A 23,425-nucleotide genomic window follows, 5' to 3' on the forward strand; every position below is an offset into this window, starting at 1 on the left:
CGGACCGGGAAATGTCAACGGAGTGACGCATGTCCTATACTTTTCAATTCGGCGCGCTCGCCCAATATCAGAATGAAATTCTGAACGGCATATGGCTGACGATCAAGCTGTCGGTCCTGTCCATCGTGCTCGGCTGCGCTTTCGGCATTCTTCTGGCCTCACTGCGTTCCATCAATGGCGGCATCGTCCGCATCATCGTGGACGCCTATGTGGAGGTTATCCGCAACACGCCGTTTCTGGTGCAGCTTTTCATCGTCTATTTCGGTCTGCCGGGTCTCGGCTTTCGCGTCGGCGCAGAGACGGCGGCGCTGATCGGCATGACGATCAACCTTGCCGCCTATTCGACGGAAATCATCCGCGCCGGCATCGAGGCGGTGCACAAGTCGCAGATCGAGGCGGGCGAAGCGCTGGGCTTCACGAAATACCAGATCTATCGCCACGTCATCATGGTGCCAGCCATCGCCAAGGTCTATCCTTCGCTGTGCAGCCAGTTCGTGCTGATGATGCTGGCGTCGAGCATTTGTTCGGCCATTTCCACCCATGAGCTTGCGGCCGCCGCAGCCTTCGTGGAATCGCAGACCTACCGCTCCTTCGAGGTCTATATCGTCGTCACGCTCATCTATCTGGCGCTGGCGCTCAGCCTGCGGCTCATCCTTGCGCTTGTCGGCATGTGGCTGTTTGGCCGCCGTGTGGCCCGCAAGACGATGACCGCTTTGCCGGAGGTGCAGTCATGACCCTTAGAACTTTCGGCTGGAACGAATTCGGCTTCCTCATTACCGCCCTGCAATGGACCGTGCTTCTGACGATCATTGCGCTTATCGGCGGCGGTATTGTCGGCTTTTTTATCGCGCTGGCCCGTACCTCGGATTTGAAGGCGCTGCGCATTGCCGCGGGTACGTATATTCAGGTTATTCAGGGCATTCCGGTGCTGATGATCCTGTTCCTGTCCTATTACGGCCTCAGCCTTGCCGGGCTGGAACTGCCGCCGCTGATCGCCGCCGGCGCGTCGATGACCATCTATACGTCAGGTTATCTCGCCGAAATCTGGCGCGGCTGCATCCAGGCGGTGCCGAAGCCGCAATGGGAAGCGTCTGAATCGCTGGCTCTCACCCGCGCCCAGCAATATCGCTACGTCATCCTGCCGCAGGCAATCCGCATTTCCCTGCCGCCGACCGTCGGTTTTGCCGTTCAGGTCGTCAAGAATACGTCCATCGCATCGATCATCGGTTTCGTCGAACTGGCAAGAGCGGGGCAGCTCATCAACAATGCCACGTTCCAGCCGTTCCGCGTCTTCGTCGCGGTGGCCGTGCTTTATTTCATCGTCTGCTACCCGTTGTCCCAGCTGTCGCGTTGGCTGGAAAGGAGGCTTCATGCCGGAAGTAATCGTTGAAAACGTTCACAAGAGCTTTGGCGCTCTGGAAGTCCTCAAAGGCGTGTCGCTGACGGTTGGTCGCGGTGAAGTCTTCGCCCTTATCGGCCGCTCCGGCTCGGGCAAGAGCACGCTTTTGCGCTGCATGAACGGGCTGGAGAAGATCAATTCGGGCCGCATCGAGATTGCAGGTCATGCGATTGGCGAAGATGCCAAGGCGCTGCGCAAGCTGCGCACCGATGTCGGCATCGTCTTCCAGAGCTACAATCTTTTCCCGCATCTGACGGTCGGCGAAAACATCATGCTTGCCCCGCGTATCGTCAAGGATGTGGCGAAATCGGAAACGAAGGATATCGCTCGCGAAGTTCTACAACTCGTCGGCCTGTCGGAGAAATTCGATTCCTATCCCGACCAGCTGTCCGGCGGCCAGCAGCAGCGTGTGGCGATTGCCCGCTCGCTCGCCATGCGACCGAAGGTGATGCTGTTTGACGAGGTGACCTCGGCGCTCGATCCGGAACTGACGGAGGAAGTGCTGACCGTCATGGAAAACCTCGCCAAGGGCGGCATGACCATGATCCTCGTGACCCACGAAATGGCTTTTGCGCGCCGCGTGGCGACTGAAACCATCTTCATGCACCAGGGCAAGATCTGGGAGCAGGGCCGCTCGTCTGAACTTTTCGCCAATCCGCAAACGCCGGAACTCCGGCAATTCGTCAAGGCCGATGTGAAATAGCGCAGGGCCGCAAAGGAAGATCCATGACTACTGAAATCGTGCAACTGTGCCCGCTGATCCCGGCACTGGAAGAAGAACTCGCGCAGCGCTTCACCGTGCATCGCCTGTTTGAGGCCGCGGACAAGGCGGCGTTCCTTGCTGAAAAAGGCGCAGCCATTCGCGGCGTCGTCACCGGCGGCCATATCGGCCTGCCGGCAGATATTGGTGCTGCACTCCCCAATCTTGAAATCGTCGCCATCAACGGCGTCGGTTTCGACAAGGTCGATCTTGCCGAAGCCAAGCAACGCGGTTTGCGCGTCTCCAACACGCCGGATGTGCTGACAGCCGATGTTGCTGACCTCGCGCTCGGTCTCGTTCTGGCGCAGGCGCGCAAGCTGCCGCAGGCGGACCAGCATGTGCGCACGGGGCAGTGGCTGAAGGGCGATATGGGGCTTTCCACCCGTGTGGCTGGCCGTCGTTACGGCATTTTCGGCCTCGGCCGCATCGGTCAGGCAATCGCAAAGCGGCTCGAAGGTTTTGACGCGCGGATTTCCTACACCGCCAGAAACCGCCGCGATGTCGCCTATGACTATCACGACAGCATCGAGGCGCTGGCTGCCAATTGCGATGTGCTGATCATCGCCGCCGCTGCCACCGCTGAAACACGCCACATCGTCAATGGCAGCGTGTTGAAGGCGCTTGGACCCCAGGGCGTGCTCGTCAATGTGGCGCGCGGTTCGCTGGTGGATGAGAAGGCGCTGGTCGAGGCGCTTTCGAACGGCGCGATCGGTGGTGCGGCCCTCGACGTCTTCGAGGATGAACCACGTGTGCCGGAAGCGCTTTTCGCCTTCGACAACGTCACGCTTGCCCCGCATGTCGGCAGCGGCACGCACCAGACGCGACGCGCTATGGCCGATCTCGTTCTTGCCAATCTCGACGCGCATTTTGCGGGCAAGGAACTACCGACCCCGGTGGTCTGACATATCCTCTATCTAAGCCTTTAATCTGACGGCGCGGCATTTATCCGCGCCGTTTCGAATAGTGCTTTCGGCTGTTCCTGGTTTAGGCTGCAAAAGGGCAGCCATTCGCCGGTAATCCAGGTCCGCCGTTCATATTTATATAATATGTATAATCCTACTATTCTGCTTCATTATAAAGCTATGAGGCGGAGAGGTGCGTTCCAAAGGCCCGAAGACACCCGAGCAGAACCGGATGTCGCGAATGAAGCGCGACGTTACGCCATCTGCCTCTCCCGCAACGACTGAAAACGCCAATCCCTCCGACCGGCATGTGCTTCTGGAAGCGATGATCAATCATGTGCCGGATTTCATCTATGCCAAGGATCTGGAGGGCCGTTTTCTTTTTGCCAATCGCGCCATCGTTACCGAGAACGGCTTTGAAAGTGTCGAGGAGCTGATCGGGCTCACCGATGGCGACATTCATGGAGATGCGGCGCGGCGCGCCGGCATTCCCGATACCGAAGCGCGGGTCATGCGCACCGGAGAGCCAGATCTTGGCTATGAGGAACCCGCCATGCGTGGCGATATCGACCGTTGGTTGATGATGTCGCGTGTGCCGCTGAAGGATGAGACCGGCAAGATCATCGGTGTGGTTGGCGCTTCCAGGGATATTACCCAGAAAAAGGCCTCGGAAAGACTGCTTCAGGCGCAGGCGCGCATTCTGGAAATGATCGTCGCGGCGGCGCGGATCGAAGATTTTCTCGAGGAATTCGTCAAGGCCATTGAAAACCTTGCCACCGGGCTTGCCTGCGCTGTCAGGGTGTTCGAGGCGGCGGCGGGAGAACCGTCCGTTTATGCCTCGCCGGCGCTGGTGCCGCATCCGGGCCTGACGGCGCTTATTTCCAACGCCAACGATCCCGCGAGCCTTACCTATCCGGCCGACAGCACGGCTTTCAGTTTCGATATTCCCGCCAGCGAGGGCAAGGCGCATGGCTTTGTCTGGTGCGTGCTGGCGGGCCGCCAGCCGGATGCGGCGCTGATCGAATTCATCGGGGCTGCCGCCCGCATGGCGGGGCTGGCGATCGACCGGAAACGTGCAGCTGCGCATATCGCCTTTCTGGCTGATCATGACATGTTGACCCGGCTACCCAATCGCCGTTTTCTCGATACGCGGCTGCCGGAAATATTGGCGGTGGCGGCAAAGGCAAAACGGAAGGTCGGCATCGGTTTTCTCGATCTCGATAATTTCAAGCAGATCAACGATACGCTTGGCCACAGCGTTGGCGACGCGCTGCTTTCAAAGACGGCGGAGCGCATAACGCACAGCCTCAGCCGAAATGATCTCGTGCTGCGGGTGGGCGGCGACGAATTCGTCGTCATTCTGGAAAAGCAGAAACATGGTTTCGAAGACCGTTTGCAGCGCATTCAGGCGGCGGTTTCGCAGCCGCTGCGCATCGGCAACTACGATATCAAAGTTACCTGCAGCATCGGCATGGCGTTTTTTCCCGAGCACGGGGAAACCACGGCGGAAATCGTCGCTGCCGCCGACCTTGCCATGTATGAGGCCAAACATAATGGCCGGGATGGCATCGCCACCTTCACACCGCGCATGGCGGACGAACTGAGAAAGAAGTTCACCCGCATTGAGGAGTTGCGCAAGGCGGTGGAGCGGGATGAGTTTGTCCTGCATTTCCAGCCGCAGGTTGATCTTCTCACCGGCCGTATCAGCGGGGTGGAGGCGCTGGTGCGCTGGCAGCACCCGGTGGAGGGTCTGCTGGCTCCGTCGGAATTCATCGGCCTTGCGGAAGAAACAGGCCTCATCGTGGAGCTTGGCGAAAGCATTCTGAAAAAAGCCTGCCAGCAGGCACAGGCTTGGATCATGGCCGGCCTGTCGCCCGTTAAAATGGCGGTCAATATCTCGCCCCGGCAGTTTCAGGGTGGGCTTGTGGAGCAGATCCAGTCGGCGCTGAAGGAAACCGGTCTTTCGCCCTCGTTGCTGGAAATCGAAATCACCGAGACGCTCATCATCCAGGACGTCGAAACATCCGTGCGGATCATGCGCGCCATCAAGCAGATGGGCGTCAGCCTCGCGCTGGACGATTTCGGCATCGGTTATTCCTGCCTCGGCATGCTCAAGACCTTCCCTTTGTCCTGCATGAAGATAGACCGCTCGTTCCTCACCCATTTGCCGGAAAAAACCAAGGACAGCGCCATCGTCTCGATCATGATCCAGCTTGCGGGATCTCTGGATATCGACGTTATTGCCGAGGGTGTGGAGACCAGCGAGCAGGCGGCGTTTCTGCGCGCCGCCGGCTGTCCCTACGGGCAGGGTTATTATTTCAGCCGCCCGGTGCAGGCGAATGCGATTGAAGACATGCTGGCGAAGATGACGACATTCCCGACAGGCCCCGCCGGCAATCTGCAATAAACCCCACTTGGTGGCCCTGTTTTGACGGGCCTGATCTGAGCTGTCGCCGGAACTGTTCCGGCCGGATGCCTGCGCCTTTTATTACAACAACCTCAAACGTCTATGTGATTGTTCCGGGTCAGGATGCCGGGTAACTGTCCCTTCGCGCCAACATAGATTTATTTATTATAATAAATAAAATTATTATAATCGGCTATTTATATTAAGTAATAAATTCTATTATTTGAAAATAAAAAATGAAATTATTATATTTTAAACTATTGATTTGTTGTAATTTTACTACTTAATACGTTTGTGTACTTTTATTGTATTTGCAATATGCCGATTTGAATTGCGAGTCTGCCGTACTTTCTGTCATTTTCTGAATCAGCGCAGAGAAGCGGGCGGCAGGGAAAGACCAGCCCACAGTTTTGCGCATTCGTTGAAAAATTTTTGACTGGAGATTACAAATGAACATCAAGAGCCTTCTTATCGGCTCCGCTGCAGCTCTCGCAGCAGTATCTGGCGCACAGGCCGCTGACGCTATCGTCGCTGCTGAGCCGGAAGCCATGGAATACGTTCGCGTTTGCGACGCTTTCGGCACCGGCTTCTTCTACATCCCCGGCACCGAAACCTGCCTGAAGTTCGACGGTTACATTCGTTTCCAGACCGACTTCGGTCGTAACCAGTCCGGCACGTCTGACTGGGATTCGTTCACGCGCGCCCAGTTCAACGTTGACACCCGCTCTGACACCGAGCTCGGCGCTCTGCGTGGCTACTTCGGCTTCCGTGGCCAGGCCGACAACGACACCGACAAGGCCGTTATCCTTGACCAGGCTTTCATCGAACTCAGCGGCCTGAAGGTCGGCTACTACTACAACTGGTGGGATGACGGTCTCTCCGGCGAGTATGACCAGCTCAGCTCCAACCGTACCCGTCTGAACGCCATCCGTTACACCTACGATGCCGGTTCCTTCTATGTTGGCGCTGCTGTCGAAGAGCTGGAAGGCTCGCGTAAGGGCGATTCCGAACTCGGCGTTACGAAGGGCGGCTCGTTCAAAACCGGCATTAACAAATCCGGGACGAACGATGTCGGTATCAGCGCCATCATCGGCGCCAAGTTCGGCGGCGTTAAGGCTAACCTGCTCGGCGGTTACGACACGAACCAGGAAAACGGCGCCATTCGTGCAATCGTCACGGCTGACATCGGTCCGGGCACGCTCGGCATCTCCGGTGCCTGGGCTTCTGGCGCAAACTACTACTACGAAGAGTCCGAGTGGACGGTTGCTGCTGAATACGCCATCAAGGCAACTGACAAGCTGACCATCACCCCCGGCTTCCAGTACTTCGGTACGATCGATATCGGTGCTAACAACGACTTCGTTGGCAACCGTGACGCATGGCGCGCCGGCGTAGCTGCTGGCTACAAGATCGCTCCCGGCTTCTCCACGCTCGCTTCGGTTACCTATCAGGACGTGGACGGCACTAAGGGCGTAAACGGTGGTGGTGACCGCTGGACTGGTTTCGTTCGCCTGCAGCGCGCGTTCTAATAACCAAAAAAGCCTAAACCGGGTTAGACAACTCAGATCCACCCCGTTTCCGAGCGGGTGAGTCACTAGCTCCAGTCAAAGTTCCTGACATGACGTCAGGTTTGCTCCCCGGACCCCTCCAGGCCGGGGAGTTTTTGTTTCTGTAAAAGGTCTCCGGCAATTTCACTTCCGCTATCGGAAGGATGCCGGCCCATTACCATCTTCCTGGTCAGTACCGCCCTGTTGCCCATGGGCCGCCGGCTCCGGTGGCCGGGGAGGGTGGACGGGTTCGTCGAAGGTCCGCAACAGGCGGCCCCAGCCCGGGTCGTGCATATGCGCTTCGAGACCGGCGCGGGCGGCGAGGGCCAGCGCTTCTTCCTGGCCGAAGTTAAGGGCCGCATCAACATCGGTTGTCAGAACCCGGCCGTTTTCCATCAACATCCTGCCATCGACGAAAACAGTATCGACATCGCTGCCCAGCACCTGGTGCACGAGCCGATGCACCGGCATCCACATCGGCATCAGATGCGGTTTGCGCATGTCGATGATGACGACGTCGGCCTTTTTGCCGATTTCCAGCGAACCGATCTCGTCCTCCATGCCGATGGCATGGGCGGCGTCGATGGTGATCATTTCGAATATCTTGCCGGGCGGAAGCAGGTAACGATCATGGTTGTGCAGCAGATGCTGGGTGAATTGCGCCAGACGCGCCGTCTGCAACATGTCGAAATGGCGGCTGGGGGCCGCGCCGTCGGTGGTGATGGCAACACGAATGCCTTTCGACATCATTTCCATGATTGGCGTTGCCCGGCCGGGCGGGGCGTGGGTAACGCGAGTTCCGGTTTCGGCCAGAATGTCGATCTCGTCATGCGAGATGCCCCAGCAATGCTGGAGATGGATATCAGGGCCAAGCAGCGCATTTTCCTTGTCCTGAAACGCCATGCGGATCTGTCCGGCAAAAGCGTCCGAATGCAGCCTGACGCCGGTCTTTCGTGCCGTTTCACGGATCCGCCGCGCTTGCATCCGGTCATTTTCCGTCAGTTTCACCGCCTGATCGGGCGTCGAGGCATTGGAGGGCTCAACTGATGGAACGATGGTGAAAGGTGTGAGGAACACGCTGATGCGGCCATCCGCCCTGCCGTTCAGGGCCTCGATGGTTGCCTCGCTGCCTTCGATCATCTCTTCGAAGCTGATATGGCGGCGCTCCGGCGAACCGCTCTCCCATCGGGTAACGGGGTGCGGCCATGGCAGGCCGGACGGGCCGACACAGATGATTTCGCGAAGGCCGATCTCCTCATAGGCGCGGGCGTGGTTGATGGCGAAGACGGGGTCGTCGGCGCGCGGCATCGAGGTGATGATGCTGGCACCGGTCGTCACGCCGGCGCGTAACCGCTCAATGCCGGAGACCAGACCGTCGGCGTACCAGTAGTCGCGGGTAACGTAGTGATAGTAGGTCGGCGTCACGACCTTCATCCACATGGCATTGGTATCGGCGGCAATGCTGCGGATCAGCGCATGCCCGGCATGGCCATGCGCATCGATCAGGCCGGGAATGATGAGTTTGCCCCGGCAGTCAATGATCTGCTTGTCGGGGTGACGTGACGCAAGCTCCCCGGCCGTGCCGATATCAACGATACGATCATCCTGAATGGCAAGGCCGCCATCCTCGATAATCCGTCTTTCGCGATCCACGGTGACGATCGTGCCGTGCAGCAGCAGATAACTTCCCATTTGCCTTCTCCCATATGTTTGTAGTCGGTATCCAGAAATTCACAATTTTGAATACGATAATTGTCAACAATATTATTGACAATAAGGCCGGGCAAAACAATACTCCGCTTGCTCAGCCGCCTGCCGGCTTTCCAACGACCTATAAAAAGGGGGGATCAAATGTCCCGAATTAGAAGTTTTGTCCTGGCCGCCATGGCCGCCGCCGCCATTGCCGCTCCCGCAAGCGCAGAGACCCTTCGCTGGGGTAGCCGCGCCGACCTTTATTCGCTCGATCCGTATTCGGTGCCTTCCACCTCCAACCTTGCTTTCCTCAATCACATCTATGAAGGGCTTGTCCGTTACGGGCCGGACTTCAAGATCGAACCGGCGCTGGCGACGGAGTGGAAACTCGTTGATGGAAAGACCTGGCGCTTTACCCTGCGCAAGGGTGTGAAGTTCCATGACGGCTCGGATTTCACCGCTGATGATGTGGTCGCTTCCTTCACGCGCGCTTCAGATGCCACCTCGCCATTGCGCGGCAATATTCCGGTCTTTGCCGGGGTCAAGAAGGTCGATGATTACACTGTCGATCTCGACGTCAGCGCGCCGACCTCGCTTTTCCTGAACGACATCACCAATATCTTCATTTTCAACGCCAAGTGGTTGAAAGATAACAATAGCGAGAAGCCGACCGATTTCGCCTCCAAGGTCGACGGTTATACGACGATGCACACCAATGGCACCGGGCCGTTCAAGCTCGAAAGCCGTGTGCCCGATAGCAAGACGGTTCTCGTCGCCAATGACGGCTGGTGGGACCAGAAAAAGCACAATCTTGACCGTATCGAATTCGTCCCGATCGCCTCTGCCGCCACACGGGTTGCAGCGTTGCTTTCTGGCGAGATAGACCTGATCGATTCCGCACCGATCCAGGATCTGCCGCGGCTTGAAACCTCGGCCAACATCACGGTGAAGAAGCGCACCGAACTGCGCACGCTGTTCATCGGTTTCAATCGTCGCGAAAAGCTGGAAGACGGTAAGCCCAACCCGTTTAATGACCTGCGCGTGCGTCAGGCATTCGAGGCGTCGCTTGATCGCGATCTCATCAACAAGAAGGTCATGCGTGGCCTTGCAAGGCCTTCCGGTTCGCTCATCGCGCCTGAAATCGCCGGTTATGCCAAGTCACTCGATACCTATGAACCTGCCGATCCGGCAAAAGCGCAGAAGCTGCTTGCCGATGCGGGCATGAAGAACCTCGCTTTCACCTATACCTGCATGAATGATGAAAGCATCAATGAGGAAGATATCTGCTCCGGCGTTGCCAACATGCTGAAGCGCGGCGGTTTCCAGCCGACGATTGACATCGCCCCGCGCTCCGTGCAGTCGCCCAAGCGCAATGGCGGCAAGGCCGATGTCTTCAATCTCAGCTGGGCGAACGAGCCGACGCTCGATGCCTTCTCGTTCCTGTCGCAGATCCTGTCGACCCGCAAGGGTGCGATGGGTGTCTCCAATTATGGCGGCTGGTCGAACCCCGAAATCGACAAGCTGGTGGGAGAGGCGGCACAGGAACAGGACAACACCAAACGTCTGGCACTTGAAGAAGCCGCATTGAAAATCGCCAAGGATGAGACCATGCTCGTTCCGCTGCATCAGCAGCCCATTGCATGGGCCATGCTCGGAAAGGTCAAGAGCGTCGATTTCCGTGCCGATAACAAGCCGCGTCACTGGCTGACACAGCTCGACAAATAATGCAGACCGCTGGAAGGGCGTCGGCCGGTTGCCGAACGCCTTTCCAGCCTTTCCGGCGCAGTTCGCCTCAGCCGTTGAAACCGTGATCCTCACGGAAGGGACGGCCGAAACGCCATCCTCCGCCGGTACAATTGTCGACAATGTGACAGGCTCACGCGCAAGGCATCGCATCGTTGCGAAAGCTCTGCCCTGTCTCTGGAAGAGAATGGTCGAACCTGGCACGCCTTGTGGCGCGGGTTCGCATCCGAGAGGTAACCATGCTGGTTTTCATCATCAAGCGTTTGGGAAATGCCGTGCTCGTCATGCTTTCCGTCGCGCTTATCGCATTTCTCATTTTTCGGCTCGCGGGTGACCCTGTTGAGCTGATGGTCGGCGAACAGACCTCGCAGGAAGACCGGGCCGCCCTGCGTGAGCGCCTCGGCCTCAATGACAGCCTGCCGACGCAATATCTGCGGTTCGTCAAAGATGCGGCAGAGGGCAATTTCGGCGTTTCCTATCGCAACGGCCAGCAGGTGCTGCCGCTGATAGCGGAGAGGTTTCCGGCAACGCTGGAGCTTGTTCTCGTCGCCACTGTCCTTTCGCTGGTCGTCGGTCTGCCGCTTGGGGTGCTGACGGCAATCAGGCGCGGCAAGTGGTATACAGAGGGCCTGCAATTCCTGTCGATCGTCGGCGTTTCGCTGCCGAGTTTCGTCGTTGGCATTCTGCTCATTCTCGTCTTTTCGGTGTCGCTCGGCTGGGCGCCGGCCTTCGGTCGCGGAGATGTGGTGCAGATCGGCTGGTGGTCCACCGGGTTGCTGACCTCCTCCGGGCGTGCGGCCATCATTCTGCCGGCCATTGCGCTTTCGCTTTATCAGATCACGCTCGTCATGCGTCTGGTTCGCGCCGAGATGCTGGAGGTGTTGCGATCCGATTTCGTGAAGTTTGCGCGTGCCCGTGGCATTCCCCGCTGGCGCATCTATTTCCGCCATGCGCTTCGCAACTGTCTCATGCCTGTCGTGACGCTGACGACGATGAATGTCGGCTCGCTCATCGCCTTCGCGCTGATTACGGAAACGGTCTTCCAGTGGCCGGGCATGGGCATGCTGTTCATACAGGCGGTGACGTTTCTCGATATTCCCGTCATGGCGGCCTATCTCTGCATCATTTCCTTCATCTTCGTTGTTCTCAACACGTTCGTCGACATTGCCTATGCGGTGATCGATCCGCGTCTGCGCACCGCGCGTTAACCGAAGGGAGCCGGTTTCATGACAGACCTTCCACAAATGGCAAAACCCGCCCGCCGGTCGCTTTTCAGCCGCATGCGCGACAGCGATCTCTACTGGTCCTTCAGTCGCAGCAGATCGGCGAAGATCAGCGCGCTGGTCCTCTCAATCCTGATCCTCGCTGCCATATTCGCGCCGCTGATCGCGCCGCAAAACCCCTATGATGGCGCTTCGCTGGACATGTGGAAGGCCGAGTTGCCGCCGGTGTGGCAGGAGGGCGGCGAATGGCCCTATCTGCTCGGCACGGATACGCAGGGGCGGGACATGCTCTCCGCCATTCTTTACGGCACCCGCATATCGATCGTCATCGGTGTCGCCTCCGTGGCGCTATCGCTGGTCATCGGTATGACGGCCGGGCTGGTCGCTGGTTACTTCGGCGGCTTTGCCGATAATCTCCTGATGCGGATCGGCGATATCACGCTCTCCATCCCGACAATTCTGGTTGCCATCCTCGTCTCGACGGTGGTGCGACAGATGTTGCCGGACAGTCTGCGCGAGGTGGGGGCATCCGCCGTGCTGATTTTCGCCATCGCCCTTTCCGCCTGGGTGCAATATGCGCGCACCGTGCGCGCCCAGGCCATCGTCGAAACCGGCAAGGATTATGTGCAGGCGGCCAAACTCATCGGCGTTCCCGCCCGTCGCATCATGGCCAACCATATCCTGCCCAATACGCTCACACCGATCATGGTTGCCGCCACGCTCAATTTCGGCATGGCGATCCTCACCGAAGCGACGCTGTCCTTCCTCGGCATCGGCATGCCGCCCAGCCAGCCTTCACTCGGAACGCTGATCCGTATCGGCAATCAGTTCCTGTTCTCGGGTTCGTGGTGGATCGTGTTGTTTCCCGTTTTCCAGCTCTGTCTGCTCGTCGTCACCGTCAACCTTCTGGGTGACTGGCTGCGCGATGCGCTCAATCCGAAACTGAGGTGAGTTCCATGCACGATCTTCTGCTCCGCAACATCAGGCCCATGGCGGGCAATACCTGCGACATTCTGATCAGGCAGGGAAAGATAGCCGGTTTCGGAAAGTTCGAGGCCGAGCCGGGCATGCCGGTCGAGGAGGGGAATGGTGCGATTGCCGTTCCCGGCCTTATCGATGCCCATACCCATCTCGACAAGACGACATGGGGCATGCCCTGGCATGTCAATAATCGCGCCGCGATCCTGCGCCAGCGGATCGACTTTGAACGCGAAAACCGGACACAGATCGGCATCGATCCGCACCGCCAGTCCATGCGCCACGCCATCGGCCTTGCGGCGAACGGCGGCACGCATATTCGCAGCCACGTGGATATTGACCCGACCCATGGCCTGGCGCTTGTGGAGGGCATCTGGGAGACCCGCGAGAAGCTGAAGGGCATCATCGACATCGAAGTCGTCGCCTTCCCGCAATCCGGCGTCATGGTCATGCCCGGCACCGTGGAGCTTCTGGACGAGGCCTTGAAACAGGGCTGCGAAGTGCTTGGTGGCATCGATCCCTGCGGCATCGACCGCGATCCGAAAGGCCAGTTGGATATTCTCTTTGCGCTTGCGGTCAAGCACGGCGTGCCGATTGACATCCATCTGCATGAGGCCGCCGATCTTGGCGCCTTCACCATGGAGCTGATCTTCGAGCGTATCCGGGCCAATGGCATGGAAGGCAAGGTCGCTATCAGCCATGCCTTTGCACTCGGGATGAATGATTACCTGCGGGTCGGCAAGCTGATTGAAGAGATTGCGAGGCTCGACGTGGCGATCCTGACGACCGGTGCGCCTTCGGCAAACGTGCCGTCGATCATGCGCCTGAAGGAGGCGGGTGTGCGTGTGGGCGGCGGTTGCGATGGCATTCGGGATACCTGGGGGCCATGGGGCCAGCCGGATATGCTCGACCGGGCAAAGATCATCGGCATGAAGAACGGCCTGCGCTCGGATATAGAGCTTGCCCATGTGCTGCATGTGGTTTCGCAGGGCGGAGCCGATGTCATGGGGCTTGGCGATTATGGCCTCTCGGAAGGCTGCGCCGCAGACGTCACGCTGCTTACGGGCGAAACGCTCGCCCATGCCGTTGTTGATATCGCGCCCCGGCCGCTCGTCGTCAAAGGCGGCCGCGTTACCGCAAGAAACGGCAAAGCCATCGTGGAGGCGCCGTGATGAGCGCCGCTTTGCAATCTCTCGCGCTTGGCGAAGGTCCGTCGGGCCGCACGCTGCTTACCGCAAGCTGGGTTGTCGGACACATGGACGGATCACACCGGCTCTTGAAAAACGGCGAGGTGGTCTTCGAGAATGGTGAGATTCTGTTCGTCGGGCACGGTTTTCCCGGCGAGGTCGCCCGTCGCGTCGATTTCGGCAATGCCCTCATCAGCCCCGGCCTGATCGATCTCGATGCGCTCTCCGACCTCGATACGACGATCCTGGGGATCGATCATTACCCCGGCTGGGCCAAGGGCCGCGTCTGGCCGCGATCTTATGTCGAGGCGGGTCCCTATGAGATGTATTCCGGGGAGGAGCTGGCCTTCCAGAAGCGTTTTGCTTTCGGCCAGCTGCTTCTCAACGGCATCACCACGGCAGCGCCCATCGCTTCCCTGTTTTACCGGGAATGGGGCGAAACCGTCGCCGAATTTGAAGCTGCGGCCGATGCTGCAGGCGAACTCGGCCTGCGCGTCTATCTCAGCCCCGCATACCGTTCCGGCGGCATGGTGCTGGAAGAGCCGGGGCGCATGGTGCCTGTTTTTGACGAAGAGCGCGGCTTTCAGGGCCTGAAGGATGCGGTGTCCTTTATCGAAAGACAGAGCGGACGGCATGGCGATCTCGTACGCGGCATGCTCGCGCCGGATCGGGTCGAGACATCGACGCTCGCCCTGTTGCAAAGAACCGATGCGGCCGCTCGTGATCTTGGATGCAAGTTCCGTCTGCACATGGCGCAGGGCACGATGGAGGTCGATACCGTCCGCAGCCTTCATGGCTCCACTGCACCCGTGTGGCTGGCCAAGGCCGGTCTCCTCAGCGAGCGCCTTGTCGCGCCGCATGCCACCAATGCGACGGACGAAGATCTGGCGCTCTACGCTGAAAATGGCGTTTCCATCGTCCACTGTCCGCTGGTGTCGGCCAGAGGCGGCAGCAAGCTGTCGTCGTTTTCGTCGTGCCAGCAGCGTGGCATCAACATTGCGATGGGCACGGACACGGCACCGGCCGACATGCTGATGAACCTTCTGGTCGGGCTCATCACCTGCCGCATCAGTGATGGCGTGCCCGACAGGGTTCGTTCGGCCGATCTGTTCGACGCCGCCACGATCGGTGGCGCAACGGCGCTGGGCCGGTCCGATCTAGGACATCTCTCAAAGGGCGCCCGCGCCGATATCGCGGTCTTCGATCTCGATGATACCGTCATGGCGCCGAGCGTCGATCCGATTACGACCATCGTTACCGGCGGTTCCGGCAAGATCACACGTGCGGTCTTCGTTGATGGCCGCCTGTCGATGCGCTCAAGGCAGGTCGCGAATATCGACATGGAGCAAGCCCGCGTTCAGGCGCAGACGCAGTTCGACGGGCTGATCGCGAAATATCCCGAACGAAGCTGGGCCAATCCGCCCATTTCGGAAATTTTCCCCCCGAGCTACCCGGTGGAGGTTGACGGCAATGGATAATATGAACCAGTCGGTTATCGACGTTCGCAATCTGAAAGTCGAGTTTCCGGGCCGCAGAGGCACGGTGACGGCCCTTTCGGATATCAGCCTGTCGATCCGCCCCGGCGAAATCCTCGGAGTGGTGGGAGAGTCCGGTGCCGGAAAATCCATGACCGGGCTCGCGATACAGGGCTTGCTGGAAAAGCCCGGGCGCATCGCCGAAGGCGAAATATGGCTTGGGTCGCGGCGTATCGACAAGTTGGACGACAGGGCGATGGAGAGCATTCGCGGCCGCGAAATAGGTGCGATTTTTCAGGATCCGCTCACCTCTCTCAACCCGCTCTTTACGGTGGGCGCGCAGCTGGTCGAAACGATCCGCCAGCATCTGCCGCTCAATAAAAAAGAGGCGCGGGGGCGGGCGGTTCAACTTTTGAAGGATGTCGGCATTCCGTCTCCGGAAGACCGCATCGATCATTATCCGCATCAGTTCTCCGGCGGCATGCGCCAGCGTGTCGTCATTGCGCTGGCGCTGGCGGCCTCGCCAAAGCTCATCATTGCCGACGAGCCGACCACAGCGCTTGACGTATCCATTCAGGCGCAGATCATCTCGCTGCTGCGCAGGCTGTGCAAGGAGAAGCAGACGGCCGTCATGCTGGTCACGCATGATATGGGCGTCATCGCCGAAGCTGCTGATCGCGTCGCCGTGCTTTATGCCGGCAGGCTTATCGAGGTCGGGCCGGTCGAGCAGGTTCTGCATGCGCCGAAACATCCCTATACGCAGGGCCTGATGGCCTCCATCCCCTCGCTCGGCGCGCGGGTGGAGCGGCTCAACCAGATCGACGGGGCGATGCCGCGTCTTGATGCGATCCCCCCGGGCTGCGCCTTCAATCCGCGTTGTGGCTTTGCAGGCCCCCGCTGTCTTCGCGAGCGCCCGGAACTGGAAACGCAGGGCAACAGCGCAAGCGCCTGCTGGATGAATGCAGGAGGAACAGCATGAAAGCCCCGGTGACAAAAACGCCCGCACTAACGGTGAAGGGCCTGACCAAGACCTTCGATGTTTCCGCCCCATGGCTCAACCGCGTCATAGAGCGCAAGCCCCGTCTATTTGTGCAGGCCGTCAACGACATCGACTTCACGGTGCCAGCAGGCGGCTGTCTCAGCATCGTCGGCGAAAGCGGCTGCGGCAAGTCCACGGTTGCGCGGCTGGTGACGGGGCTGTTCCGGCCGAGCGCCGGTGAGTTCCGTTTTGCCAAGGGACGAAAGGGTGCGCCGCTTTCAGCGCAGATGATCTTTCAGGATCCTTATGCCTCGCTTAATCCGCGCTGGCGGGTGAAGAACATCATCGCAGAGCCGATCCGGGAGCTGAAACTGCGCGCCACCCGTGCTGAGACAATGGAAAGGGTGGAGGAACTGCTGCGAACGGTCGGCCTCTCCGCCTCCGACGGTGAGAAATTTCCGCATGAATTTTCCGGCGGCCAGCGCCAGCGCATTTCGATTGCCCGCGCCCTGGCAAGCGAGCCGGAGTTTCTGGTCTGCGACGAACCGACATCCGCGCTTGACGTGTCGGTGCAGGCGCAGGTGCTGAACCTGATGCGGCGGCTGCAGGACGAACTGGGGCTCACCTATCTGTTCATCAGCCATGATATGAGCGTGGTCCGCCACATGTCGGACCGTATCGCGGTGATGTATCTCGGCCGCATCGTGGAGGAGGGCGATACGGAGGAGCTGTTCGCCCGCCCGCGCCACCCCTATACGCAGCTTTTGCTGCAGACCATTCCCAATATCGAGGCGCCGCGCCGCGACCGGGAACTGGTGGCAGGTGAAGTCCCAAGCCCGCTCAGGCCGCCTTCGGGCTGCACCTTCCATCCGCGCTGCCCGCTGGCAACGGCGCGCTGTTCGGCGGAAGTGCCGCAGGTGCGCACGCTTGCCGGCGGCACACGCGTTGCATGTCATCTGGTGGAGGATGAAGAGGTGTTGACGCAGGAACGGGAGCGCGCCTGACCCGCAGGGTCAGGCGAGTGCTGCCCGCAGATCATGGGAAAGGTCGCGGATTTCGCTGAGGTCGAGTTCCGCTTCCACATGTTCGAGGTGATGGGTCATCAGATGCGTGGCTCTCGACGGATCATTATTGGCGATCGCATCGACGATTTCCGCGTGCTCGTCAGGCCCGCAGTTGAAGCGGTCCGTGTTACGGTAAACGGCAGTGATGAGGGAGGAACGGGAAATGAGGTCGCGCATGGTGGTGAACAGGAAATCGGAACCGACCGTTTCCGCAAGCAGCAGGTGGAAGCCGCCGGAAAGCTTGATGATGTCGGTGGTGATATTATGAGCATTGGCCACGCGCTCCTTTTCGACATGGTCGCGAAGCCGTTTCAGATCAGCCTTGGTGGCCGATTTGCACAGTCGCTCAACGACGCATTGTTCTACCGTGCGGCGCACGAAGAACACGTCTCTCGCCTCTTCGACCGACGGTTTGGAAACGAAGGCGCCGCGATTGGGAACGATGGTGACGAGCCCGTCGCGCTCCAGCACGGAAAGCGCCTGGCGGATGCGCGCGCGGCTGACGCCGAAAATGGTGGCGAGCTGCTCCTCCTTCAGCTGCACGCCCGGGCGAAGCCGTCGTTCAGCGATCGACAGCCAGACTTTCTCGACAATTTGCTGCGTGGACTGGCCGTTTTGTTCGGTCATCGGGTTCACTCTCCATTGTGGGTAGAGAAGCGTGATGCGGTGGAAAAAGTCAACCGTTTCAACAGAGTTTTGGTTGCAAGATTGTCAACAATCTGAAATAATATTGTGTACTATAAACAGGGCAGTTGTCATGGAATTCGACTTCACCACGCTCGAACCGCAGAGCCGTTATCGTCTGCTGACGAATTTTATCGGTCCTCGGCCGATAGCACTCGTCACGACGCGTTCGGCTGCCGGCCACAACAATGCGGCGCCGATGAGCTTTTTCAACGTTTTTTCCCATGATCCGCCGATCGTCGTCCTCGGTATCCAGCCGCGTGTGACGGGTGAGGAGAAGGACACGATGGTCAATATTCGCCGCACCGGCGAATTCGTCATCAACATGGTGGACATGGCCCTGTCGGAACAGATGCTCGTCTGCGGCCTCGGCTTCGACAGCGAGGTGGACGAACTTTCCATGGCGCGGCTGACCGCGACCCCCTGCAACAAGATCGATGCAAGCTTTGCGGCGGAATCACCCTGCGCCTTTGAGTGCCGGGTGGAGCGCCTGATCGATTATCCGCGCCGCACGCTGGTTCTGGGTGAGGTTGTACACATGCATGTGCACAAGGATTGCCTTGATGAAGAGGGGCGTTATGTCGATCCGGACCGCTACCAGCCGATCGCACGTCTTCACGCCGACAATTACATTACTTCGGACCGCCAGTTCGTCCTCAAGGCGCCAGCGATTACCGACTTCATAAAGCCAGATGGCGCGTGAAGGTCCTGAAAGGCTTACCCCGATGCATATTCGCCTGATCAACCCGAACTCTACGGCCTCGATGACGGCGCAGGCGCTCGACAGTGCCTTGCGCGTCAAACACATGGATACGAAAATTTCCGCTGCAAATCCCGCCGATACGCCCGTGAGTATCGAAGGTGGGGCGGATGAGGCGCTGGCCGTTCCGGGCCTGCTGCAGGAAATCCGCAAGGGTGAACAGCTGGGCGTTAACGCCTATGTCATCGCCTGCTTTGACGACCCGGGGCTGCATGCCGCCCGCGAAGTGGCGCGCGGGCCGGTCATCGGCATCTGCCAGGCCGCCATTCAGGTGGCCATGACGATTAGCCGCCGATTTTCTATCATCACCACTCTGCCGCGTTCGATACCCATCATCGAAGACCTTGTCGGCAACTATGGGGCGGAGCGGCATTGCCGCAGGGTCCGCGCCATCAATCTGCCGGTTCTTGGTCTCGAAGAAGATCCGCTCGCTGCCGAATTGATGCTGATCCGCGAAATCGAAGCGGCCAAAAAGGAGGATGCGGCGGAAGCGATCATCCTTGGATGCGCCGGCATGTCGGCTCTGTGCGACAGGCTGCGGGAGGCAACCGGCGTGCCTGTTATCGATGGCGTCACGGCAGCGGTGAAACTCGCCGAGGCGCTGGTGGGGGCGGGTTACGTGACCTCGAAGGTCAATGCCTATGATTATCCGCGCATCAAGGAAGCCATGCTGGTTGCCTGAGCCGGGAGAGGGCATACGGTTTCAGGCAATGTGGATGCCCGAAACCGCACTGTTTGCAGCCTTAATTAGCGGGCGTGCTTCAATTGCAGGCGTGATACGCCCGCTGCAATGTTTACACCCGTGCCGACCTCGGCGCTAATCGGCTGAAGCGCGAAATTCTTGGCGTTGCCGCCGATCAGGGCGTTTGCGCCAATACCGATGCCGACCGAGGCGGCGGCGGAAGCGCCAACATATTCGCCGCCAAGCGCGCCGTCGCCGATGCGGCTCGCCGCCGTGTTGAACACGATCCAGCTCATATAGGTCTTGCCCGTCACGCCGATATCGAGACCCAGCTTACCGATGGTGCCGGTGTAGCGCTCGGTCTTGCCGGAACGCTGGCGAAACTGGCAATCGACATTTTTGCTGGAACCGATCACAAGGCCGACCCCACCTGCGATTTCGCAGGACAAGGTCCCGACACGTTCCTTCTGGACGGTTTCAGTCGCGCGCTTCGAGTTGTGCTTGGTTTCGGCCGAGGCGAGCGGGGCAAGTGCGAGGGTTGCAATGGCGGTTGCGAGAACGAACTTCTTCATTGTTTATCACTCCTGTTATTGTTGGCGAGGTGGAGGCGCGGGGAGGCCGCGTCCAGCCTGATCGACGGCCGCTGGCGGATCGCCAGATCGGCGATGATGGGTCGCGATGCGAAACATTCGGCGATGATGACCGCACGTTCGAAGGCAGAGAGTGTTTCAACTTCGCCTGTGAGGACAATGCACCCATCAGAGGAACTGACGGAGATGCTGCTGTTTTCCTGCCCGTCCGCATAGGCGATCAATGCCTGCAACGCGGCGCACAGGCTGATTTCCTGCGGATTGCAGCCCGGTGCCGTGTTTGCGTCCCATGAAAGCATCATCGTGAAACCTCCCGCCCTGAACAATCGGTAGATCACTTTAATGCTTTGGTGATGGCGTCTTTCGCCCGGCCAAGTTTCTCCTGTGCGTGGCCGGCGACTTTTTCGGCCTTGCCTTCCGCTTCAAGTTGCCCATGGCCGGTAATCTTTCCGACCGCTTCCTTGATGGTTCCCTTGGCCTGGCGGGCAATGCCTTCGATACGGTTTTTGTCCATGATGCACTCCTTCCATCGTTGGATACTGCCGCTGCTGACAACGGCATGATGTGAAGGTAGTGCGGCGCAATGGCCTGAAGCAGAGCACTTTCTACTAGTTGAACTGGTATAAAGTGACCTATTTTCGCAAAAGCAGGCTGCTATTTTTCCCTGCGGCCGGAAAAGCCCCGTTCGCGTGCCCAGATGACCGCTGCAGTACGGCGGTTCACGCCGATCTTGCCATAAAGCGACGCGATATGATTACGAATGGTGTGCTTGGAAAGATGAAGCCTGTCGCTCATTTCCCTGTCGCTGCAACCGTCACAGATAAGCGACAGGATTTCCTCCTCGCGATCCGTCAGGTCCTTCAGCGATGCGGACGGCGTCGTGCTGCGCGCATTCTGGCGCAGCCCTGCCAGCCTTTCGACGACGGTCCTGCTGAACCAGGAAGTATCTGTCATCACGCTTTCGATCGCCTCGATCAGTTCATTTTCCGAGCGTCTGCGTTCGGTCACGTCCTGTATTGCCCAGATGACGCATTGCTGGTCGTTGATCTCGGCGCGTTCGGCAGAAACGATGCATTCGGCAGCGCCGCCATCGCTCAGCTTCATGCGCATGTTTTCATTGCGGATGGGGATGTTGTCCTTCAGCCGTTTCTCGATATCCCGGCGTGCCGCCACGTCTTCCCAAAGCCGCAATTCGCCGGCGGTTTTGCCCACCACCTCCGGCTCCTTGCGGCCGCATAGTTGCAGGAAGGCGTCGTTGACTTCAGTCAGCACGAAATCTTCCAGCCGCGAAACGGCAGCCGGCGCGGGTGAAAGACGGAAAGACTTGAAGAACCGTTCTTCGCTCTGGCGCAGCGCGTTCTGCGCCCTGCGACGCCCGTCAAGATCGGCGAAGGTGAAGAGCATGCAGGGCTCCTCGGCAACCGCGATGGTTTCGCCAGCAACGATCACCAGTCTGTCGCCTCCCGGTATGGGGATAAGCGCCTCCCGCTGGCGGATGATCCTGCCTTCATGCAGCCGCTTCAGCGCGTCCTCACCGGTGTCGCATTCGGAAAACAGTCCGAGCTCCTCCACGCTCACGCCGATAATCTCCTCACGTGTGAAGCCGGTCATTTCAAGAAAGCCCTGATTGACGCGGATGAAACGCTCGTCTTCCAGCCGACAGATCAGGCCCGGGGCGGGGTTGGCGTTAAAGGCGCTTTCAAAGCGCGCTTCAGCCTCAAAACGGGGTGTTTCGTCCCGGATGATGAGGACGAGAACGTCGGGCCTGGCACCCGCATCCTCAAGAACGAGGCCACGTATCGTATGGACCCAGCACTCCTCTTCATTGCCGCTCGGCGATACTTCCACCGTCACGTCGTCGAAATCATCGCCGGCCAGAAGACGCTCGAGCGGATATTGTCCCTCCTCGAGCAGATGGTTGTTGCGATAACGAAGCGTAAAATTGCGCCTGTAGGCCGCTGCATCCTCTCCCAGATCCGTGAGCGCCTCGATCCGGTGCATACGAAGTGCCGCCCTGTTTGCCCAGGCAATCGTTCCGTCCTTTTCGAGCAGGATCAATCCGTCGCTCAACCCGGCGATCAGATTTTGCAACACAAGCCGGTTGATCTTCGGAATGTCTGCGTGCTCGTCCATATTGCCCCCGGCATGTTGATCCCCGTGCGGGTTATAACGCATGGTTGAGGCAAGTGTTGCAGCAAACTCAAGGAGACGTGTCGCAATCCGGCGGTCTTTCGCTGCGACTGGATTTGCGACGGGGCTCACCTCACGTTAGTGTCGCCGTGCACGCCGTCCTACACAGCGACACGTGTTACGGGAGGCAGGATGATCGACAAGCTGGAGTTTTTCATCGCGCTTGCGCGTGCCGAGCACTTCGGGCGGGCGGCGGAGGAGTGTGGCGTTTCGCAGCCCACGCTTTCTGCGGCCATCCGGCAACTCGAGGATCAGCTCGGCGTCGTGCTTGTCGTGCGCGCCGCGCGGTATCAGGGCCTGACGCCGGAAGGCCAGCGGGTTCTGGAATGGGCAAGGCGCATCGTTGCCGATACACGCACCATGCGGGAGGAAATGCGGGCCGCTCGCAAAGGTCTTGCCGGTCATATCCGCCTTGCCGTCATCCCCACCGCCCTTGCCATGGTGCCGCGTCTTACCGAGCCGTTTCAGGCGCGCCATCCGGCGGTCACGTTCTCGGTCACCTCCCGCACCTCGCTGCAGGTTCTGAGCCAGATCGAAAATCTCGAGATCGATGCAGGAATCAGCTATCTGGACAATGAGCCGCTCGGCCGGGTCACCACGGTTCCTCTTTATTCGGAGCGGTATCATTTGATCGCCGCAGCTGGCACGCCGCTTGCCGATCAGGAAAACGTGACCTGGAAGCAGGTCTCGGATCTTCGGCTTTGTCTATTGACTTCCGACATGCAAAACCGCCGTATTATCAACAAGCACATGGCCGAAGCGGGTGTCGAGGCGAAGCCCACGCTCGAATCCAATTCGATGATCGTGCTTTTTTCCCATATTCGCACGGGTCAATGGGCCTCGATAATGCCGCGTAACATTGCGGAATCGTTCGGTTTTCCAAAACAGATACGAATGATCCCCATCACCGAGCCGGATGCGGAACATCTGGTCGGGCTGATTGCGACCTATCGCGAACCGCATACGCCGCTCGTATCGGCGCTGCTGCACGAGGCGCGATTGCGCGCCGCCGCCTCCGTTTTTGATAGAAATTTCCTATCGACTGACGGAAAGGCGTTATTGACCTGATCTGGATCAGCTAGCCATTCTTTCCGGCATCAGGCGGGTGCGACGTAACGGGTCAGGATGTGGAGGTCCTCCGTTCGAACCATCTGCCCCAAGTC

The 23,425-nt window shown here is 59.2% G+C and carries 22 protein-coding genes; 16 read left to right on the top strand and 6 right to left on the bottom strand.

Translation table 11 applies throughout. The features are described from left to right. Nucleotides 1-29 precede the first annotated feature (29 nt). The 6 genes from DXT96_RS19645 to DXT96_RS19670 all read left to right on the top strand — a co-directional run bounded on the left by DXT96_RS19645 (nucleotide 30) and on the right by DXT96_RS19670 (nucleotide 6,997). The gene (locus tag DXT96_RS19645) at nucleotides 30-734 is read left to right on the top strand and encodes an amino acid ABC transporter permease (RefSeq protein ID WP_149901007.1); all 705 of its coding nucleotides are present in this window, start codon (nucleotides 30-32) and stop codon (nucleotides 732-734) included. Continuing rightward, nucleotides 731-1,390 carry an amino acid ABC transporter permease gene (locus tag DXT96_RS19650; RefSeq protein ID WP_153516076.1) on the top strand — a complete coding sequence of 220 codons (660 nt, stop codon included), beginning with the start codon at nucleotides 731-733 and terminating at the stop codon, nucleotides 1,388-1,390. The genes DXT96_RS19645 and DXT96_RS19650 overlap by 4 nt, the downstream gene beginning before the upstream one ends. Then, a complete protein-coding gene (locus DXT96_RS19655; RefSeq protein WP_153516077.1) occupies nucleotides 1,371-2,102 on the top strand; it encodes an amino acid ABC transporter ATP-binding protein in 732 nt (243 codons plus the stop codon). The genes DXT96_RS19650 and DXT96_RS19655 overlap by 20 nt, the downstream gene beginning before the upstream one ends. Nucleotides 2,103-2,125: 23 nt before the next feature. Then, a complete protein-coding gene (locus DXT96_RS19660; protein WP_153516078.1) occupies nucleotides 2,126-3,061 on the top strand; it encodes a 2-hydroxyacid dehydrogenase in 936 nt (311 codons plus the stop codon). A 232-nt stretch (nucleotides 3,062-3,293) separates the two neighbouring features. Beyond that, a complete protein-coding gene (locus DXT96_RS19665) occupies nucleotides 3,294-5,468 on the top strand; it encodes a bifunctional diguanylate cyclase/phosphodiesterase (RefSeq protein WP_153516079.1) in 2,175 nt (724 codons plus the stop codon). Nucleotides 5,469-5,917: 449 nt separating this feature from the next. Then, a complete protein-coding gene (locus DXT96_RS19670) occupies nucleotides 5,918-6,997 on the top strand; it encodes a porin (protein WP_153516080.1) in 1,080 nt (359 codons plus the stop codon). A 171-nt stretch (nucleotides 6,998-7,168) separates the two neighbouring features. On the opposite strand, the gene DXT96_RS19675 is transcribed toward DXT96_RS19670, so the two are convergent. Continuing rightward, nucleotides 7,169-8,707: an amidohydrolase family protein gene (locus tag DXT96_RS19675; protein WP_153516081.1), complete on the bottom strand. Its 1,539-nt coding sequence runs from the start codon at nucleotides 8,705-8,707 to the stop codon at nucleotides 7,169-7,171. A 159-nt stretch (nucleotides 8,708-8,866) separates the two neighbouring features. Here DXT96_RS19675 and DXT96_RS19680 point away from each other — a divergent pair, with 159 nt between their 5' ends. From DXT96_RS19680 to DXT96_RS19710, 7 genes are all read left to right on the top strand, one after another. Further along, nucleotides 8,867-10,432, top strand: coding sequence for an ABC transporter substrate-binding protein (locus tag DXT96_RS19680; protein WP_149901014.1), 1,566 nt, complete (start codon nucleotides 8,867-8,869; stop codon nucleotides 10,430-10,432). A gap of 257 nt (nucleotides 10,433-10,689) precedes the next feature. Then, nucleotides 10,690-11,658, top strand: a complete 969-nt coding sequence (locus DXT96_RS19685) for an ABC transporter permease (protein ID WP_046801232.1) — start codon at nucleotides 10,690-10,692, stop codon at nucleotides 11,656-11,658. An 18-nt stretch (nucleotides 11,659-11,676) separates the two neighbouring features. Continuing rightward, complete coding sequence (locus tag DXT96_RS19690; protein ID WP_149901015.1) at nucleotides 11,677-12,624, top strand: ABC transporter permease; 948 nt, start codon at nucleotides 11,677-11,679, stop codon at nucleotides 12,622-12,624. A 5-nt stretch (nucleotides 12,625-12,629) separates the two neighbouring features. After that, nucleotides 12,630-13,823 carry an amidohydrolase family protein gene (locus tag DXT96_RS19695; RefSeq protein WP_153516082.1) on the top strand — a complete coding sequence of 398 codons (1,194 nt, stop codon included), beginning with the start codon at nucleotides 12,630-12,632 and terminating at the stop codon, nucleotides 13,821-13,823. After that, nucleotides 13,823-15,316, top strand: a complete 1,494-nt coding sequence (locus DXT96_RS19700; RefSeq protein WP_153516083.1) for an amidohydrolase family protein — start codon at nucleotides 13,823-13,825, stop codon at nucleotides 15,314-15,316. The genes DXT96_RS19695 and DXT96_RS19700 overlap by 1 nt, the downstream gene beginning before the upstream one ends. Next, a complete protein-coding gene (locus DXT96_RS19705) occupies nucleotides 15,309-16,292 on the top strand; it encodes an ABC transporter ATP-binding protein (protein WP_149901018.1) in 984 nt (327 codons plus the stop codon). The genes DXT96_RS19700 and DXT96_RS19705 overlap by 8 nt, the downstream gene beginning before the upstream one ends. Beyond that, a complete protein-coding gene (locus DXT96_RS19710) occupies nucleotides 16,289-17,296 on the top strand; it encodes an ABC transporter ATP-binding protein (protein WP_149901019.1) in 1,008 nt (335 codons plus the stop codon). Before DXT96_RS19705 ends, DXT96_RS19710 begins: the two co-directional genes overlap by 4 nt. A gap of 9 nt (nucleotides 17,297-17,305) precedes the next feature. Here DXT96_RS19710 and DXT96_RS19715 read toward each other — a convergent pair whose 3' ends face one another. Continuing rightward, nucleotides 17,306-17,983 carry a GntR family transcriptional regulator gene (locus DXT96_RS19715; protein WP_153516084.1) on the bottom strand — a complete coding sequence of 226 codons (678 nt, stop codon included), beginning with the start codon at nucleotides 17,981-17,983 and terminating at the stop codon, nucleotides 17,306-17,308. Between the two features lie 130 nt (nucleotides 17,984-18,113). Between DXT96_RS19715 and DXT96_RS19720 the strand changes: the two genes are divergently transcribed. Together DXT96_RS19720 and DXT96_RS19725 are read left to right on the top strand one after the other, a co-directional pair. Further along, nucleotides 18,114-18,743: a flavin reductase family protein gene (locus DXT96_RS19720; RefSeq protein ID WP_110759564.1), complete on the top strand. Its 630-nt coding sequence runs from the start codon at nucleotides 18,114-18,116 to the stop codon at nucleotides 18,741-18,743. A gap of 22 nt (nucleotides 18,744-18,765) precedes the next feature. After that, on the top strand, nucleotides 18,766-19,482 hold the full coding sequence (locus tag DXT96_RS19725) for an aspartate/glutamate racemase family protein (protein WP_149901021.1): 717 nt from the start codon (nucleotides 18,766-18,768) through the stop codon (nucleotides 19,480-19,482). A 65-nt stretch (nucleotides 19,483-19,547) separates the two neighbouring features. Here DXT96_RS19725 and DXT96_RS19730 read toward each other — a convergent pair whose 3' ends face one another. From DXT96_RS19730 to DXT96_RS19745, 4 genes are all read right to left on the bottom strand, one after another. Continuing rightward, complete coding sequence (locus tag DXT96_RS19730) at nucleotides 19,548-20,054, bottom strand: DUF992 domain-containing protein (RefSeq protein WP_153516085.1); 507 nt, start codon at nucleotides 20,052-20,054, stop codon at nucleotides 19,548-19,550. Further along, the gene (locus DXT96_RS19735) at nucleotides 20,051-20,374 is read right to left on the bottom strand and encodes a BON domain-containing protein (RefSeq protein WP_188356124.1); all 324 of its coding nucleotides are present in this window, start codon (nucleotides 20,372-20,374) and stop codon (nucleotides 20,051-20,053) included. The genes DXT96_RS19730 and DXT96_RS19735 overlap by 4 nt, the downstream gene beginning before the upstream one ends. 32 nt (nucleotides 20,375-20,406) lie before the next feature. Next, nucleotides 20,407-20,586, bottom strand: a complete 180-nt coding sequence (locus DXT96_RS19740; protein ID WP_153516086.1) for a CsbD family protein — start codon at nucleotides 20,584-20,586, stop codon at nucleotides 20,407-20,409. 140 nt (nucleotides 20,587-20,726) lie between these two features. Further along, complete coding sequence (locus DXT96_RS19745; protein WP_153516087.1) at nucleotides 20,727-22,205, bottom strand: helix-turn-helix transcriptional regulator; 1,479 nt, start codon at nucleotides 22,203-22,205, stop codon at nucleotides 20,727-20,729. Between the two features lie 189 nt (nucleotides 22,206-22,394). Here DXT96_RS19745 and DXT96_RS19750 point away from each other — a divergent pair, with 189 nt between their 5' ends. After that, nucleotides 22,395-23,330: a LysR family transcriptional regulator gene (locus DXT96_RS19750; RefSeq protein ID WP_149901025.1), complete on the top strand. Its 936-nt coding sequence runs from the start codon at nucleotides 22,395-22,397 to the stop codon at nucleotides 23,328-23,330. Nucleotides 23,331-23,425 lie beyond the last annotated feature (95 nt).

This window comes from Agrobacterium sp. ICMP 6402 (genome assembly GCF_009498615.1).
GTDB lineage: Bacteria > Pseudomonadota > Alphaproteobacteria > Rhizobiales > Rhizobiaceae > Agrobacterium > Agrobacterium burrii.

What these genes read in the sequence shown, in the direction of transcription:
- DXT96_RS19645 (WP_149901007.1), top strand. Translation starts at nt 30, where the DNA reads ATGTCCTATACTTTTCAATTCGGCGCGCTCGCCCAATATCAGAATGAA.
- DXT96_RS19650 (WP_153516076.1), top strand. Translation starts at nt 731, where the DNA reads ATGACCCTTAGAACTTTCGGCTGGAACGAATTCGGCTTCCTCATTACC.
- DXT96_RS19655 (WP_153516077.1), top strand. Translation starts at nt 1,371, where the DNA reads ATGCCGGAAGTAATCGTTGAAAACGTTCACAAGAGCTTTGGCGCTCTG.
- DXT96_RS19660 (WP_153516078.1), top strand. Translation starts at nt 2,126, where the DNA reads ATGACTACTGAAATCGTGCAACTGTGCCCGCTGATCCCGGCACTGGAA.
- DXT96_RS19665 (WP_153516079.1), top strand. Translation starts at nt 3,294, where the DNA reads ATGTCGCGAATGAAGCGCGACGTTACGCCATCTGCCTCTCCCGCAACG.
- DXT96_RS19670 (WP_153516080.1), top strand. Translation starts at nt 5,918, where the DNA reads ATGAACATCAAGAGCCTTCTTATCGGCTCCGCTGCAGCTCTCGCAGCA.
- DXT96_RS19675 (WP_153516081.1), bottom strand. Translation starts at nt 8,707, where the DNA reads ATGGGAAGTTATCTGCTGCTGCACGGCACGATCGTCACCGTGGATCGC.
- DXT96_RS19680 (WP_149901014.1), top strand. Translation starts at nt 8,867, where the DNA reads ATGTCCCGAATTAGAAGTTTTGTCCTGGCCGCCATGGCCGCCGCCGCC.
- DXT96_RS19685 (WP_046801232.1), top strand. Translation starts at nt 10,690, where the DNA reads ATGCTGGTTTTCATCATCAAGCGTTTGGGAAATGCCGTGCTCGTCATG.
- DXT96_RS19690 (WP_149901015.1), top strand. Translation starts at nt 11,677, where the DNA reads ATGACAGACCTTCCACAAATGGCAAAACCCGCCCGCCGGTCGCTTTTC.
- DXT96_RS19695 (WP_153516082.1), top strand. Translation starts at nt 12,630, where the DNA reads ATGCACGATCTTCTGCTCCGCAACATCAGGCCCATGGCGGGCAATACC.
- DXT96_RS19700 (WP_153516083.1), top strand. Translation starts at nt 13,823, where the DNA reads ATGAGCGCCGCTTTGCAATCTCTCGCGCTTGGCGAAGGTCCGTCGGGC.
- DXT96_RS19705 (WP_149901018.1), top strand. Translation starts at nt 15,309, where the DNA reads ATGGATAATATGAACCAGTCGGTTATCGACGTTCGCAATCTGAAAGTC.
- DXT96_RS19710 (WP_149901019.1), top strand. Translation starts at nt 16,289, where the DNA reads ATGAAAGCCCCGGTGACAAAAACGCCCGCACTAACGGTGAAGGGCCTG.
- DXT96_RS19715 (WP_153516084.1), bottom strand. Translation starts at nt 17,983, where the DNA reads ATGACCGAACAAAACGGCCAGTCCACGCAGCAAATTGTCGAGAAAGTC.
- DXT96_RS19720 (WP_110759564.1), top strand. Translation starts at nt 18,114, where the DNA reads ATGGAATTCGACTTCACCACGCTCGAACCGCAGAGCCGTTATCGTCTG.
- DXT96_RS19725 (WP_149901021.1), top strand. Translation starts at nt 18,766, where the DNA reads ATGCATATTCGCCTGATCAACCCGAACTCTACGGCCTCGATGACGGCG.
- DXT96_RS19730 (WP_153516085.1), bottom strand. Translation starts at nt 20,054, where the DNA reads ATGAAGAAGTTCGTTCTCGCAACCGCCATTGCAACCCTCGCACTTGCC.
- DXT96_RS19735 (WP_188356124.1), bottom strand. Translation starts at nt 20,374, where the DNA reads ATGATGCTTTCATGGGACGCAAACACGGCACCGGGCTGCAATCCGCAG.
- DXT96_RS19740 (WP_153516086.1), bottom strand. Translation starts at nt 20,586, where the DNA reads ATGGACAAAAACCGTATCGAAGGCATTGCCCGCCAGGCCAAGGGAACC.
- DXT96_RS19745 (WP_153516087.1), bottom strand. Translation starts at nt 22,205, where the DNA reads ATGGACGAGCACGCAGACATTCCGAAGATCAACCGGCTTGTGTTGCAA.
- DXT96_RS19750 (WP_149901025.1), top strand. Translation starts at nt 22,395, where the DNA reads ATGATCGACAAGCTGGAGTTTTTCATCGCGCTTGCGCGTGCCGAGCAC.